Origin of the sequence: Pseudoalteromonas sp. MB41 (assembly GCF_020966275.1) — a bacterium.
In the GTDB taxonomy this organism is placed as follows: domain Bacteria; phylum Pseudomonadota; class Gammaproteobacteria; order Enterobacterales; family Alteromonadaceae; genus Pseudoalteromonas; species Pseudoalteromonas lipolytica.
In genome coordinates this window covers 1-14,407 of record NZ_JAJJZF010000010.1, presented here as the reverse complement: position 1 = coordinate 14,407, position 14,407 = coordinate 1, and the positions used below count along the sequence as shown (strand labels likewise).

At 42.1% G+C, this 14,407-nt stretch carries 12 protein-coding genes and 2 rRNA genes; 6 read left to right on the top strand and 8 right to left on the bottom strand.

All coding sequences use genetic code 11. From position 1 onward, the window contains the following. Window positions 1–53: 53 nt before the first annotated feature. Together LPA49_RS11425 and LPA49_RS11420 are read right to left on the bottom strand one after the other, a co-directional pair. Window positions 54–1,199, bottom strand: a complete 1,146-nt coding sequence (locus LPA49_RS11425; protein ID WP_180311250.1) for a DUF1624 domain-containing protein — start codon at window positions 1,197–1,199, stop codon at window positions 54–56. Next, the gene (locus LPA49_RS11420) at window positions 1,189–3,273 is read right to left on the bottom strand and encodes a TonB-dependent siderophore receptor (protein WP_180311251.1); all 2,085 of its coding nucleotides are present in this window, start codon (window positions 3,271–3,273) and stop codon (window positions 1,189–1,191) included. The genes LPA49_RS11425 and LPA49_RS11420 overlap by 11 nt, the downstream gene beginning before the upstream one ends. A gap of 179 nt (window positions 3,274–3,452) precedes the next feature. On the opposite strand from LPA49_RS11420, the gene LPA49_RS11415 reads away from it, so the two are divergent. Further along, window positions 3,453–3,917 (top strand): energy transducer TonB, encoded by a 465-nt coding sequence (locus LPA49_RS11415; protein WP_180311252.1) that lies wholly within the window; start codon window positions 3,453–3,455, stop codon window positions 3,915–3,917. An 85-nt stretch (window positions 3,918–4,002) separates the two neighbouring features. Continuing rightward, on the top strand, window positions 4,003–4,248 hold the full coding sequence (locus tag LPA49_RS11410; protein WP_174403901.1) for a DUF3297 family protein: 246 nt from the start codon (window positions 4,003–4,005) through the stop codon (window positions 4,246–4,248). 54 nt (window positions 4,249–4,302) lie between these two features. On the opposite strand, the gene LPA49_RS11405 is transcribed toward LPA49_RS11410, so the two are convergent. The 4 genes from LPA49_RS11405 to LPA49_RS11390 all read right to left on the bottom strand — a co-directional run bounded on the left by LPA49_RS11405 (window position 4,303) and on the right by LPA49_RS11390 (window position 9,731). Further along, complete coding sequence (locus LPA49_RS11405; RefSeq protein ID WP_180311253.1) at window positions 4,303–5,598, bottom strand: DEAD/DEAH box helicase; 1,296 nt, start codon at window positions 5,596–5,598, stop codon at window positions 4,303–4,305. 168 nt (window positions 5,599–5,766) lie between these two features. Next, window positions 5,767–6,894, bottom strand: a complete 1,128-nt coding sequence (locus tag LPA49_RS11400; protein ID WP_230236578.1) for an alpha/beta hydrolase — start codon at window positions 6,892–6,894, stop codon at window positions 5,767–5,769. Window positions 6,895–7,053: 159 nt separating this feature from the next. Then, window positions 7,054–8,874: a glutamine--fructose-6-phosphate transaminase (isomerizing) gene (gene glmS, locus LPA49_RS11395; RefSeq protein ID WP_065979511.1), complete on the bottom strand. Its 1,821-nt coding sequence runs from the start codon at window positions 8,872–8,874 to the stop codon at window positions 7,054–7,056. A gap of 95 nt (window positions 8,875–8,969) precedes the next feature. After that, window positions 8,970–9,731 (bottom strand): DeoR/GlpR family DNA-binding transcription regulator, encoded by a 762-nt coding sequence (locus LPA49_RS11390; protein WP_036973640.1) that lies wholly within the window; start codon window positions 9,729–9,731, stop codon window positions 8,970–8,972. Between the two features lie 154 nt (window positions 9,732–9,885). On the opposite strand from LPA49_RS11390, the gene LPA49_RS11385 reads away from it, so the two are divergent. The 4 genes from LPA49_RS11385 to LPA49_RS11370 all read left to right on the top strand — a co-directional run bounded on the left by LPA49_RS11385 (window position 9,886) and on the right by LPA49_RS11370 (window position 13,324). After that, window positions 9,886–10,413, top strand: coding sequence for a sugar O-acetyltransferase (locus LPA49_RS11385; RefSeq protein ID WP_074989535.1), 528 nt, complete (start codon window positions 9,886–9,888; stop codon window positions 10,411–10,413). 133 nt (window positions 10,414–10,546) lie between these two features. After that, window positions 10,547–11,086 (top strand): hypothetical protein, encoded by a 540-nt coding sequence (locus LPA49_RS11380; RefSeq protein WP_083202792.1) that lies wholly within the window; start codon window positions 10,547–10,549, stop codon window positions 11,084–11,086. A gap of 118 nt (window positions 11,087–11,204) precedes the next feature. Then, a complete protein-coding gene (locus LPA49_RS11375; protein ID WP_230236561.1) occupies window positions 11,205–12,479 on the top strand; it encodes a LysM peptidoglycan-binding domain-containing protein in 1,275 nt (424 codons plus the stop codon). Window positions 12,480–12,571: 92 nt separating this feature from the next. Then, entirely contained in the window at window positions 12,572–13,324 is a 753-nt protein-coding gene (locus tag LPA49_RS11370; protein ID WP_230236559.1) for a hypothetical protein, read from the top strand. Between the two features lie 569 nt (window positions 13,325–13,893). Here the strand turns inward: LPA49_RS11370 and rrf are convergent. Continuing rightward, window positions 13,894–14,008, bottom strand: a 5S ribosomal RNA gene (rrf, locus tag LPA49_RS11365). Between the two features lie 188 nt (window positions 14,009–14,196). After that, window positions 14,197–14,407 (bottom strand): 23S ribosomal RNA (locus LPA49_RS11360); the annotation flags it as partial.

Sequence of the window (14,407 nt, the reverse complement as noted above, 5' to 3'; positions counted from 1 at the left end):
TTAGGATAGTTAAGAAGTAATGCCGATATGCTTGCATATCGGCATTTTTCATTTTACAAATACTTAAGCCACGGTTTTTTAGTTTTACGTTTGTATTCACTAAACTTTTTGGTTGGCCAATAGAGTCCAATTATTAAGAGTAAAGTAATTAACCAAACACTTGATATATCACTTACCCCAAAATAGTGCCCTTGGTTTGCCCCCCATATCAACATACCGACTTGATACATGGCGAGCAGCACATACAGGTGTAATATATAAAAAAACATAGGCACAGAACCATAAACGCGCAGCGCATTGGTCACGCGGTTAAGGGGTCGCTCAAACGCCCATAAACCGAGAAACATCCCCGCCAAGGTTATCAATAAAAAGTTTAATGATGGCGGATACTTCGTTACATTGAATACCGACATGATCGTTTCTGTGGTGGTGCTAAAGGTTTGCCAAGGCAACGTTTCACCATAAATATTAAAACCACGCAGTACCGCGAATAATCCTACACATAATAGTGCTAACAGCAGCAATGCTCGTTTACGCGACTGCGCTTTTTGCGTATGTGCATATAGTGGCCCTGCGCAATAACCCAGTAAAATCACACCAATCCACGGCAATACAGGGTAGCTAATTTTTACGTCAATTAAGCCACCTTGTGATAAATAACCTCGATCATGCAAAATCGTCCACAGCGAATAACCAAACTCATCGGGCGTGAAACTGATTGGAGTAAGTAAGTTATGGCCGAATACAATCACTAAACCAAGGACGAGTAATACCCTCTGAGGTAGCTTTATAAGTAAAGCAAGCACCAACATACACAAGCCAATAGCCCACATCACTTGAAGCCAAATCGTGTAGTAATACCCCATCCACGAAAAGCAAATTAACGTTACTTCAAGCGCAATTAAAAACAGCCCTCGTTTTACTAAAAAGCCGCGAGCAGAGCGTGCGACACCCGTTGCTGGGTGACTGTACAACCACGCCGACAGCCCCGTTAAAAAGATAAAGGTTGGTGCACAAAAGTGGGCCGCAAAACGACTCCAAAATAAGCTGGGTGAAGTAACATCAACGTCCATCGGATCAGACACTTGCATATGCAAAAAGAAGCGTTCTCTGACATGATCTAGGAGCATAATTAAAATAACGACCCCCCGCATAATGTCGATACTATGAATACGACTTTTAAGCTGCTCAGAAGTCATAGCTCACCCCCAGTTTAAATTGCGTTGGCGCTCCAGGATAAGCCCACAGTGCATTGTAGCTACTGGCAATATATTTTTCGTTAAAGATATTATCGACATTTAGTGACACGGTTGTTTGCTCTGTTGCACGCCATTTTGCGAATAAACCCACTAATTGATAGCGTGGGATGCGAAAAGTTAAATCGGCAGGGTCCCCTAAACGATCTGACACATATTGATAATGCCCCCCGACCTTAAGCTCTTGAGAAAATAGTGTCAGATCATGATTAAAACTTGCAGAAAAGTTATTCTTTGGCACGTTAACAAGCGGGCTGCCCTTTGGAATAGGCACTATCCACTCAACATTTAAACTGTCTGTTGCTGTCTCAGCGTCAACATATGCATAAGATAGGTTGTACTCAGTGTTCGCGCCCAGTGAGCCTGTTAAATCAAGCTCAACACCTTTACTTTTGGCTTTGCCTATTGGGGCTGAATACCCCACATTAACAGGATCTGCCACCAGCATATTGCTCTTAGTCGCATCAAATATTGCCACTGTACCAGTGATTTTTTCGCTGCTAAATTTCACACCGACTTCGAACGAGTCACTCTCTTCAAAGCCAAATGGCTTACCTTCAGCGTCGGTGCCACTTAACGGTAAAAAACCCTCTGAGTAACTTGAGTACAGATTAATGTTATCGTTTAGCACGTACACCATACCAAAACGTGGGCTAATACGATTTTTTTTACTGTGTGATGCAACGCCCGACTTCGTTTCGAAAATATCTTGTTCTATTTCATCAAAACGTAACCCAACCATCACTTTTAGGTTGTCAGTTATATCTAACTGATCTTGTATATAAAGACCGTAAGCACGTTGTTCCTCATTGTTCTCATATTGCATACCCATTTCAGGGCCTTCGATAGGCGTGTAATCTGGCTCATGGATATCAATTGTATAAGTGCCATAACCACCGCGGTAACGATATAACCCTGTACGTAACTCGTATTCATATGCATCAGCACCGAATAAAACATGATTGGTAATACTTGCAATATCAAACTGACCGCTCAGCTCAAAACGCACGGAAACATCCTCAGATTCATAATCTCGATAGCGGTGCTGGCGCGTTAAGGTTGTTCCATCATCAAATAATGATTGGCGCGATGGCGATAATTCCGCATCTGAAGACTCACCAGTTAAAGTGGCTGCACGATAATTAGCGCCAGCAAGTAATGACCAATCATTATTAAAATTATAGTTATAGTTGAGTTGATGGCCTCTGGAGTGAACTTTTGTTGGCGCATCATTTGGGTTACCTAAAAAGCGTGACTCCGGCACAGTCTCAATATTGCCATTAAGAATCACAACGCCTCGGTCGTACATTTGTTGTTGGTCAACATATTCAAACTCATAGGTGAGCGATGAGTTATCAGTCACTTGATAGTAAAGCGAAGGTGTAATCACTAATTTATCGTGGTGCACATAATCACGAAAACTATCGCTGTCTTGCCACGCACCATTAATGCGAAACGCTAAATCATCAGTCACACCATTGGTATAATCACCTTGAACTCGCTTGTGTTCATCACTGCCCAGTTCAGCCTTAAACTGGCCTTGTTGGTAAAACTGTGGCTTTTTAGTAATAATATTAATAGTACCACCCGGTTCAGAACGACCATAAAGCGCAGAGCCAGGCCCTTTTAACACCTCAATGTATTCAATATTCGACACATCTCTTGGCCCTGCAAAGCCTTTTCCACCACTAAAGCCATTAATTAAATACCCCGAAGGCATGTTTTCATTACCAGACAAACCGCGAATAGAGTAGCTATCCCACAAGCCCCCTCCATTATTTTTACGGCTGATACTCGCCGAAAAATCGAGCGCATCACGAAACTTAGTTATGCCATTATCAGTGAGCATATCTTTACTTAAGGTCGTGATCGATTGCGGTAGCTCTTTGGCGGGTATATCCCCCCGAAACGCTTGCTTGTGTTCAATAGTAATAGTTTCTATATCACTGTTATCAGTCGCATTCACAGCCGTGCTTATTACAACAGCTAAACTAAGGGGAAGGGTTGAAAACGTCATAGGTTGGTACTTCAAAAAGATTAAACGATTATTTGTTATAAAATAACACAAATAATCGTGTTGATATAGTATAACAAATCATTTTGTTACTGTTTTATACCCACACCACTTATTTACATCCGGCTTTCTTATCTTTAGTATTTATCGCTGAACAAAAAACAAACATGTTACGGATGACTATGTACAAATCGCTATTCGCACTATCACTGGCTTGCACATCTGTAAGCGCATACGCCAACCCAGACTTATCACGTAAAGTACCGTTTGTGGATATTCAAGCACAGGTACTTGATACCTCAGCCGGTGAGCTAACATGGCAGCGACTGCAGCAAATTCCAAATGTTCAATACCCTCGTGAGCTTTTAAATAAGCAAGGCAGTGGTTGCGCGATTGTTAATTTTAAAGTCACACCACAAGGCCAAGTAAAAGCGATAAATATTGAAAAATCTGCACCTAAGCGATACAGCAAAGAAGTCAGAAAAGCCGCAAGGGAAATCGTCAGAGACTGGCGCTGGCCAGAGCGCACCGATGAGCAGGTGGTTGATTTAACCATGCGTTTTGACTACTGCCTAACCCATGATTTCGATAAAAAGAGTGATGCCATTGCACAGTGTATAGATCATTCAGCGCAAGCGTGTGAGTAAACAACAAATTTGCACCACTGATACTTGAGCGAATGCGCGGTATTGCCTACAATGGCGCACAATTTATTCAATGCAGATCGCAACTATGACCGATACAACAAAACCAGCACTACCCGATCAACTTTCTATCAACCCACGTAGCAAATTTTATGTAGAAGAAGTATTCGAACATGAAATTGGTGTAAAACTAAACGGTAAAGAGCGTTTTGACGTAGAAGAATACTGCATCAGCGAAGGCTGGATCAAAATTGCAGCACCTAAAGCACTAGACCGTCGCGGCCAGCCATTACTTATGAAAGTAAAAGGCACTGTTGAGGTTTTTTATAAGTAAACTCTGTCTTACTGTAAATGAACAAGCCGACTTTCGTCGGCTTGTTCATTTTTGTTACTTACGACGCCAGCTACTCCAAACATCGTCTTCTTTGTTCACTTTATTTTTCTTCTTTTTCTTACCCGTGCCTTCCGGTTTTGCCATTGGCTTATCGCTTTTAAGCGCCTGTGCAGCATCAAGGTTTGCTTTATTCACTTCAAAACCTCCCACTTGCTCTCGCTCCAAGCGTAACTTATTTTTCTTTTCGATGATTCTAAAGTGATGAAAGTCTTCATAATCAATCAGTGATAACGCTAAACCCACTTCACCAGCACGGCCACTTCGACCAATGCGATGCATGTAATCAGCGGGGCTGCGCGGTAAATTAAAGTTAATCACCACTGGCAGTTTTTCAATATCTAAACCACGGGCAGCAATATCAGTGGCAATTAGTACGTCAATTTCACCCGCTTTGAATTTCTCGATTACACGTGTACGCTCGCTTTGGCCTTTATCGCCATGGAATACTTGTGCGCTAATACCGCGTTTTTCTAGTTTATTGGCTAAGTGCTCACAGTCTTTTTTGGCGTTCACAAAAATAAGTGCTTGGCGCCATTGCTGCTGTTTAATTAAATGCGCTAAAACGGTGGTTTTCTCGCCTTTATTTACCGTGAATACACGCTGCACCAAGGTGCTTTCATCTTTGTTTTGTAACTGAATCTCTAGCGGATTTTTTAACAGCTCTTGCGTTAATAGCATTACTTGCTCAGGGAACGTAGCTGAAAACAACATCGTTTGCTTTTTAGCAGGCATTAACGCCAACAACTCAGCAAGCTCTTCTGTAAAACCAAGGCTCAATAGTCGGTCAGCTTCATCAAGCACTAAGGTGTTTACTTTATCTAGCTTAATGGCATTGCTTGAAATTAAGTCGAGCAAACGCCCAGGAGTTGCCACAATAATATCGGCACCGCCGCGTAGTGCCTGCATTTGTGTATTAACCGACACCCCACCAAATACAGCCATCGTTTTAATCGCGCCATTAAAATAAGCAGAATACGATTTAACATTATCAGCCACTTGCGTTGCAAGCTCACGCGTCGGCACCAAAATAAGCGCCGATACATAGTTACCTTTAGCATCTCGCTTTAATGCACCCTGTGATATTTTTTGCAATATAGGTAGTGCAAACGCCGCTGTTTTACCTGAGCCCGTATTCGCTCCTGCAATTAAGTCATGTCCCGCCAAGATACTTGGAATTGCTTTTGCCTGAATAGGTGTAGGCTGGGTATATTCAAGATCAGACAATCGAGCAACTAGCTCTGGAATAAGGCCAAGTGCATTGAAATTACTAGGGTTTGAGGCTGAGGTCATAAAGGTGTGGGCTCATTACTAAAATAGCCTGCAATTTTAACGCATTTATTGCCCGGTAAGTAGGGATTAGTGATTTAAATACCTTTTAGATGATAGCCACTGGTTTATGATAATTGCTCAATATTAAAAGAGGCACTTAAAAAGCCAACAACTAAGTTGGCCATATTATTAACTCTTACTCAACTGTGCTTCTAACCTCGTTTTTGTCTCTTTTAAGTAATCTAGATAGGGGTAAGTGTCATCTGCGACCGCTATTGCAGCTTCGATTTGAACCAGAGCTTGTCGAGTATTACCTTGCATTTCATAGCCATATGACAAAGCTGACAGTGCATACGCTGATTTAGGATAGTTTTTGATATTGTACTTAAACACCTCAATAGCCCGCTCAAATTGCTGGTTATCCGTTAAGCTGTAACCTAGTAGCCTAACAGCACGGTCTGGTGGCGCTATTTGCTCGCCCCATTGCTGAGATAAGCGTTGATAATAAGCATCAATTGATGAAACATCATCGCTCAATGCACTCAAAGGCATCTGTTTAGATAAAAATAAGCCATGGTAAGCATTAAATGCTCCGGCAGCTGAGGTTAAGTTATGCGAAACGCCAGCAAAGGCGTCGCTCTTAAAACGCAGATTTTGCACCTTACTATTTTGCATAGTTTGCTGCATATCATCGTATCTTTCGCGCATAATGCCGGCTTCTTCACCGATATTTATATATACATAGCTGTTGATACTGTTGGCTTTAGTAACAAAGGTTTTCAAGCTCTTAGCCGGAGCGCCATAGTTCCACCATACCGCGGGGCTATAAGCAATATGCGCTTGAAATAGCTCTGGCTTAGCCTGCATAGCGTAAAGAGCAAATACACCAGCAGCTGAGGCTCCCGCAATAACGCTATAATCATGAGTGCGATACTGTTTATTAACCAGAGGCATCAGTTCTTGCTCTACGAAAGCTAAAAACTTTGCTGCACCACCGCCCTCGCCAACGGGTCCTTGCGGTTCTTTGTTCACGGTGGGATAAAAATCTCTAAGTCGATTGGTGCTTTCAATCGCGACTACAATCACCTCTGGCGCTTGGTCATCTTGTTGTAAGCGCTCAAGCACTGCATTAATTAATGGCACATTACCAGCCCCATCTAAACGATATATAACGGGATATTTCTTATTTGGATGAGTTTGATAGCTTTTCGGTAATTGCACAACGACAGTGCGCTGCTCATTAAGCATACTTGATTCAAAAGTATGCGTTTGTTGGCTGTAATTTATAACCGGCTCATCTGCCGCTGGTTGAGCCATTACATGGTTAGTACAGAGTAAAAAACCGCTAATACAGAGTAACTTAAATAATCGCACGACTTATCCTTAAGAAATATTGGTAATTTTTTAAGCTAACAGAATTACAGGTATAAAAAAAGGCGCCTAGAACGCCTTTTTTAAAAATTCAACTAATTGATTTTACTCAACTGTCACCGATTTCGCTAGGTTACGTGGTTGGTCTACGTCGGTGCCTTTAATCACCGCTACGTAGTATGAAAGTAACTGTAGTGGAATTGTATATACAACTGGTGCAATCACGTCATCAACATGGTTTACGTTGATCACACGCATTGTTTCGTCAGATTCGAAGTGTGAATCTTTATCTGCGAATACATAAATAATACCGCCACGGGCACGCACTTCTTCTACGTTTGATTTAAGCTTTTCAAGTAGCTCGTTGTTGGGTGCTACAACAATGATTGGCATGTCGGCATCAATTAAAGCTAGCGGGCCATGTTTAAGCTCACCTGCTGCGTATGCTTCCGCGTGAATGTATGAAATTTCTTTCAGCTTAAGCGCACCTTCCATCGCGATTGGGTATTGTGAGCCACGACCTAAGAATAGTGAGTGATGCTTGTCGGCAAATTCTTCAGCTAACTCTTCAATGCCATCCGCTAATAACAATGCTTCTTCAAGCTTGTTAGGGAGTGTTTTAATTGCATTGACAATTACACGTTGGTCGAGGCCTTTTTCTTGCGCAATAGACGCTGTTAGCATTAATAAGCCAACAAGTTGTGTTGTGAAGGCTTTCGTTGATGCAACGCCAATTTCGGCACCCGCTTTCGTCATAAAGGCTAAATCAGATTCACGTACTAAAGATGAACCCGGTACGTTACAAATGGTCATCGATGCCATGTAACCTTGCTGTTTAGCTAATCGCAATGCAGCTAGGGTATCGGCTGTTTCACCTGACTGAGAAATAGTGACTAATAGGCTGTTTTCATGCACAAATGATTCGCGGTAACGGAACTCAGACGCAATCTCAACGTTACAACTCACACCCGCAAACTGTTCAAGCCAGTAACGAGCCACCATTCCTGAGTGATAAGACGTACCACAGGCAATAATTTGTACGTGTTTTACATCTTTAAAGATTTGCTGGGCACTGTCGCCAAAGGCATCAATCGCTACAGTGTCATTAACAAGGCGGCCTTCAAGTGTATTACGAACTGCAAGTGGCTGTTCGTAAATTTCTTTCAGCATGTAATGACGATATTCGCCTTTACCTGATGCATCTTGGGTGATGTTTGATTCAATCACTTCACGCTCTACAGCTTCGCCATTCGCATCAAAAATTTCCACGCTATCACGGGTAATACGCGCTACATCACCTTCTTCAAGGTAAATAAAGCTGCGTGTAACAGGTAGTAAGGCAAGTTGGTCAGATGCAATAAAGTTCTCACCAAGACCTAAACCAATCACCAGTGGGCTACCTGAGCGCGCTACAATGATTTCGTTGTCGTTCGCTTTATCGAAAACAACAGTACCAAATGCACCTTCAAACTGCTTAACTGCAGCTTGTACTGCTGCTAATAGCGTGTCATGTTGCTGACGTAACTGGTGAATAAGGTGCACCATTACTTCGGTATCAGTTTCTGATAAAAACTCATACCCATCGCCTTTTAACGCTTCACGCAGGCTGGCATGGTTTTCAATAATACCATTATGAACAAGGGCAATTTCGCTTTTTGAAATATGCGGGTGCGCATTGGCCTCTGTTACACCACCATGCGTTGCCCAACGCGTATGTGCAATACCGGTAGTGCCATTAACAGCGGCATCATTAAGTGCAGCTTCTAAGTTTGCAACCTTACCCACTGCTTTAACTGTGTTTAGTTCATTACCTTTAAGTAAAGCCACACCTGCTGAGTCATAGCCACGGTATTCAAGGCGCTTTAAGCCTTCAACAAGAATTTTATTTACTGGGCGTTCTGCAACAGCCCCAACGATTCCACACATAATCTCTCCTTTTGCACATGCCAAAGTGTCTCACTTTGGGCAGTATGTGTTGTCATAAAATTTATGTAATAAGATGTTGTCGGTCTTATTACGGGTTATTCAATGTCTGCACAAATCAGCTGCACACCACATTTTCTTATCGCCTCGCGTTTCTCTTCGCTAAGGTTGTTGTCTGTGATAAGTGTGGTAATTTGCTGCCAAGGCAGTTCTAAATTCGGTATTTTTCGGCCTATTTTATCTGACTCAACAAGAACAACGACTTCACGAGCCGATTCAGCCATTACTTGGCTAAGGCCCACTAATTCATTAAAGGTCGTTGTGCCTCTATCTACATCAATGCCATCGGCACCAATAAACAGTTGGTCAAAGTCATAAGAGCGCAAAACGTTCTCTGCAACTTGGCCTTGAAACGATTCTGAATGCGGATCCCAGGTGCCGCCGGTCATCAATAATGTCGGTTCGTTTTCCAGTGCTAATAAACGGTTAGCGACTTTAATGGCATTTGTCATTACTACTAGGCCACGTTTACTTGCAAGCTCAGGGATCATGGCAGCCGTTGTGCGACCACTGTCTATGATCACTCTGTTATGATCTTTAATAAGGCCCGCAGCCGCTTTAGCGATTGCGATTTTACGTACTGAGTCTTCTTCATCACTCACAATCTCTTGCGGTAATGCAATAGCCCCACCATAGCGGCGCAGTAATAAGCCACTTTTTTCAAGCGCTGTTAAATCTTTACGAATGGTCACTTCGGAGGTTTGAAACTGCTCAGCCAGCGCTTCAACGGCTACTTCGCCAAGTTCATTAACCTGACTTAATATTGTATGACGACGTTGTTGAGTGTTTCGTTTTGTCATTAACCTGATCACATAAGTTTCGTTTCGAAAGTTACGGGATTTTAAACGAAACAATATAAATGGCAAGTGAATGTTTTATAACCCCACTAAGTTTATTTTGATCTCTGACTTTTACGCGATAAGCTATCTTTAGAATTTACTTAGACTGATCACCATGAAAGAGTTTAATAGCCTAGATAAATCCCTGATTGAACAGCGTAAAAACGCACATGAGATTTGCCGTTTATTTGCCAAAAGTCCCAGTAAAGGCAATTTAAAACGACTAAAATGCATGTTTGCTCAGTGTGGTGAACAGGTCGTTATTGAAGCGGGTTTTCATTGTGATTATGGCAGTGGTATTAAAATAGGTGATCGAACCTTCATAAATATTAACTGTACAATACTTGATGCGCCGCTATCAGATGCACAAATTACCATAGGCAATGACTGCTTAATTGGCCCAAATGTGCAAATTCTTGCAGTATCGCATGCAGCAAACCCCTCCGAGCGTTTAGCTAAAGCTAATTTTGCAGCGCCGATTAGCATTGGTAATAATGTATGGATTGGTGCTGGCGCGATTATACTTGCAGGTATTAAAGTTGCTGATAATGCCGTAGTTGGCGCAGGGGCAATAGTTACTAAAGATGTCGCGGCAAATACCCTAGTAGCAGGTAACCCCGCAGTGAAGATTAAAGACCTTTAAAAATTACAATATAGCGATATTAAATTGAGCACACATTGTCGGCTAACCTGCCAATTTAGAACATTTTCTTACAATTAGAACTCACCAAGATTGATATTATTGTACCCATTACAGTTAATGGATTAAATTCAATATGAAATATCTCGGCTTAGCACTTTTTGCACCACTTGCCTTAATTCCTTCTACAAGCTTTGCAGGGATTTATGACAACCCTAATATAAACCTGTTTGTGAAGTCAGAACGTAATAGCACTGACTCAATCACCTCGGCAGGTGTCGAATTTATGGCTAAAAATAACAACAGCAATTTTGGCGCAGCATTGACAACAGCGCTTGGGTCAGCTGAAGTGTTTACTAAAAAAGGTGATCGGGAGACATTTTTAACCCTCGACACTGGCATAAAATTTGGCTATTTCAGTGACTTTTTTGTCTATGGCGAAGTGGGCTTAGATTTAATTGAGCTCGCTTTCTACGACGACCGAAAAGACCATGACTATAACGACCGCTTCGATGACGATAACAATAGTATCGATGGCTATGTGGGTGTTGGTATAGGCGTGGACTCTAAGCCATTCAGAATAGAGATCTATGCCAGAGCCCGAGAAATAGACAGCCGCTATTGGGAGGCACAAAACCATGGTTATGCTGGGTTACAAGTTAGTATTTCGTTTTAATTTCAATTGGGTGAGAGAGTTAGCACGTTGTTAATCTAATGGTCATTTTTAGCTCACCCTATGTTAAGCTTAGGCGCTTTAGTTTACCCGCACCTAAGTTAACGGAGTATTTTAATACGTGTTTTTAAATCGATTTTTAGGCCTTGTTGTTTGTCTTATTGTAACAGGCTGTCAGACTGCCCCTGAGTCTCTTACTGAAAAGAAGCCCATAATTAAGGCAAATCCAGATACTGTGGTTACAGAATCTAAAACAGAACAAGTAGATGCGGTGCCACCGCTAAAACCAAGTGAACTTGAAGATGTGTGGCAGCGTATTCGCGTTCAACTGCAGTTTAGCGATTCAAGTCATCCTGATGTACAAAAGCGCATTGCTTGGTACCTTACTCATCCGAATTATATGGAAGAAATAAGCCGCCGTGCAGCGCCGTATTTGTATCATATCGTCACAGCAGTAGAAAACCGTGACTTACCCATAGAACTTGCCCTAATGCCGCTTATAGAGAGCGATTTTGATGCCAGTGCCTATTCGCACAAGCATGCATCGGGTTTATGGCAACTCACTCCTTCAATCGCCAAATACTTTAAAGTAAAAATTACTCCTTGGTATGATGGTCGACAAGATGTGATTGACAGCACACGTGCAGCTCTCGATTTTATGGAGTATCTTTATAAACGCTTTGATGGCGATTGGTATCATGCTATTGCTGCCTACAATATCGGTGAGGGGCGAGTGTTACAAGCCATTGCTCGTAATCAAAAGCAAGGTAAACCAACCGATTTTTTCAGCTTAAAACTACCATCACAAACTCGTCAATATGTGCCCAAGCTGCTCGCTGCTGCACAGTTGCTTAAACATCAAAAAATGGTCTTTCCGTCGATTAAAAATGAAGAAGCAATTAGCATCTTGCCTGTGTCAGGGGCTGTGATCTTAGCTGACAAAGCAAAATGGCAAGAACTCGAAGAGTTAAACCATGGCGTAATTCGCTACCCTGCAGTAATAGATGCGCCACATATTGTGGTACCAAAAGATCAACAGTCAACTTTTAAAACACTGTTAGCAAATCAGAAAAGTAATGATTACAGCCAGTGGCAACATTACACCGTAAAACGCGGCGATAGCTTAAGCGTGATAGCAAAACGTTATAAAGTGACTGTCAGCCAGCTTAAAACCTTTAATAGCTTAAAAACGAACACTATTCGCGTAGGTCAAAAACTCATATTACCGCAATTAGCTGATCAACAAATTGAGTACAAAGTAAGATCTGGCGACAGCTTATGGAAAATAGCAAAGCAATACAAAGTCAGCATAACCAAACTAAAGCAATGGAATAACCTTTCTAGAGATAGTCTAAGAGTAGGCGAAAAGCTCACCGTATTTATCTCAAATAGTTAATACCAAATCAGGGAGTTTTACTCCCTGTCTCTTTTATATATCCAATTAAAGTTGTATCTTTAGTAGTCTATAAAAATAACAACGACAAAGTCATGGATAATCAACAAAAGGACGTCACCGAATCAACTCTTGAGACACATCAGCAAGAGGCAAGCGATGAACACCAACCAAAATCAACCACGGTAAGCACTGAACCCGACGACTCTAAACAGCCTAAAGCCTGGTTTACCAATGAGCGCCTAAACCTCTTTCTCGCACTGTGTGCCATTATTATTTCAGCAGCGTCTTTTTATGCCACATACCTGCAAGCAAATGCTGCAGAACGACAAGTAAAAGCCGCCACATGGCCTTGGCTTGAAGTTATGACGGAGAATTATGATGAAGAAAAAAATCTACCTGAAATCACCTTTGTACTCACTAATTCAGGATCAGGACCTGCGATAGTAAAGTATGTGAAGTATCACTATAACGACCAATCATATTTAGATATCTATAAAGTAATTTCTGCATGCTGTTTTGATACACAAGCATATGAAACACAGCTACAAACTCTGCAAGATGATTCTCCCAACATAAATATTTTCGAAGCATTTGGCTGGATTATGACGAGTGCCAGTGATAACCGTTTACTGGCATCTGGCAGCGAACTTAAACTTTTTGGTTTCAAGCGAACGGGATTTAATGAAACTCAATGGGACAAAGTAAACAAGCAACGTAATAGCATCAAAACCGAGATCTGCTATTGCTCTTTACTAGAACAATGCTACCTAAGCGATGGCCGCGCAGATGTAAAAGAAATAGAACAGTGTGATATATCAGGTAATTCGCCAGAGACAGCGCTGTGAATGTCAGGGGTGTTGTATGAAGGGCATATCAGACACTTTCGGCACTAAAGTACCTCCTACGCGCTAATTAGGTTAGCGTAAAGTGAAGTAGCCCATTTTAGAGTCCCTTCATTCTTGTCATCATGATTAAGCAGCGTGGGAACCGTGATTGAACATCGTGATTAAGAAGCGTAGGAACGGCTTTAGCCGTGAATCTCAGGGGTTATGTATGAAGGCCATATCAGACCCTTTCGGCACTCAAGTGCCTCCTACTACGCCTAGTTATTTGAACCAGAAGCGAAGTGAGCAATTTAAGGGAATCTTTCATTCTTGTCGTCATGATTAAACAACATGGGAATCGTGATTAAGCATCTGATTATAAAGCGTGGGAACGGCTTTAGCCGTGAATGTCAGTGGTTATGTATGAAGGGCATATCAGATACTTCGGCACTAAAGTGCCTCCTACGTCTCTTCATCTTGCGCTTATGCCTACTAGGATATAGGTCGTAGGGGGTCTTGTTGGGTGTTTTATTTTTCTACAGGCAACAAAAAACCCGCTGCATTGCTGCAACGGGTTTCTCTAATTAGGAGCCTGGCGATGTCCTACTTTCACATGGCAAATGCCACACTATCATCGGCGCTGTTTCGTTTCACTACTGAGTTCGGCATGGAGTCAGGTGGGTCCAAAACGCTATTGTCACCAAGCAAAATGCGTGGAAAGGATTCTCGACAAAGCGCATCGCGCTTACGAGTCCTTTGCGCAAGGTGAACTGATTTCGCATTAAGCGCTGCGGTTCACCCTACATAAAATCTGGAAATCTGATAATCGTAAAATCTACTTTAGTATACTAACTTCTGTCTGTTACGCTGTCATAAAACGCGTTTGGCGTTGTATGGTTAAGCCTCACGGGTAATTAGTACAGGTTAGCTTAATGGCTCACACCACTTCCACATCCTGCCTATCAACGTTGTAGTCTTCAACGGCCCTTCAGAGACTTTAAAAGTCTAGTGAGAACTCATCTCGAGGCCTGCTTCGCGCTTAGATGCTTTCAGCGCTTATCAGTTCCGAACGTAGCTACCGGGCAATGCCATTGGCATGACAAC

Bases quoted from the DNA above. Each gene is read 5' to 3' on its own strand.
- LPA49_RS11425 (WP_180311250.1), bottom strand. From the start codon at position 1,199: ATGACTTCTGAGCAGCTTAAAAGTCGTATTCATAGTATCGACATTATG.
- LPA49_RS11420 (WP_180311251.1), bottom strand. From the start codon at position 3,273: ATGACGTTTTCAACCCTTCCCCTTAGTTTAGCTGTTGTAATAAGCACG.
- LPA49_RS11415 (WP_180311252.1), top strand. From the start codon at position 3,453: ATGTACAAATCGCTATTCGCACTATCACTGGCTTGCACATCTGTAAGC.
- LPA49_RS11410 (WP_174403901.1), top strand. From the start codon at position 4,003: ATGACCGATACAACAAAACCAGCACTACCCGATCAACTTTCTATCAAC.
- LPA49_RS11405 (WP_180311253.1), bottom strand. From the start codon at position 5,598: ATGACCTCAGCCTCAAACCCTAGTAATTTCAATGCACTTGGCCTTATT.
- LPA49_RS11400 (WP_230236578.1), bottom strand. From the start codon at position 6,894: ATGGCTCAACCAGCGGCAGATGAGCCGGTTATAAATTACAGCCAACAA.
- glmS (WP_065979511.1), bottom strand. From the start codon at position 8,874: ATGTGTGGAATCGTTGGGGCTGTTGCAGAACGCCCAGTAAATAAAATT.
- LPA49_RS11390 (WP_036973640.1), bottom strand. From the start codon at position 9,731: ATGACAAAACGAAACACTCAACAACGTCGTCATACAATATTAAGTCAG.
- LPA49_RS11385 (WP_074989535.1), top strand. From the start codon at position 9,886: ATGAAAGAGTTTAATAGCCTAGATAAATCCCTGATTGAACAGCGTAAA.
- LPA49_RS11380 (WP_083202792.1), top strand. From the start codon at position 10,547: ATGAAATATCTCGGCTTAGCACTTTTTGCACCACTTGCCTTAATTCCT.
- LPA49_RS11370 (WP_230236559.1), top strand. From the start codon at position 12,572: ATGGATAATCAACAAAAGGACGTCACCGAATCAACTCTTGAGACACAT.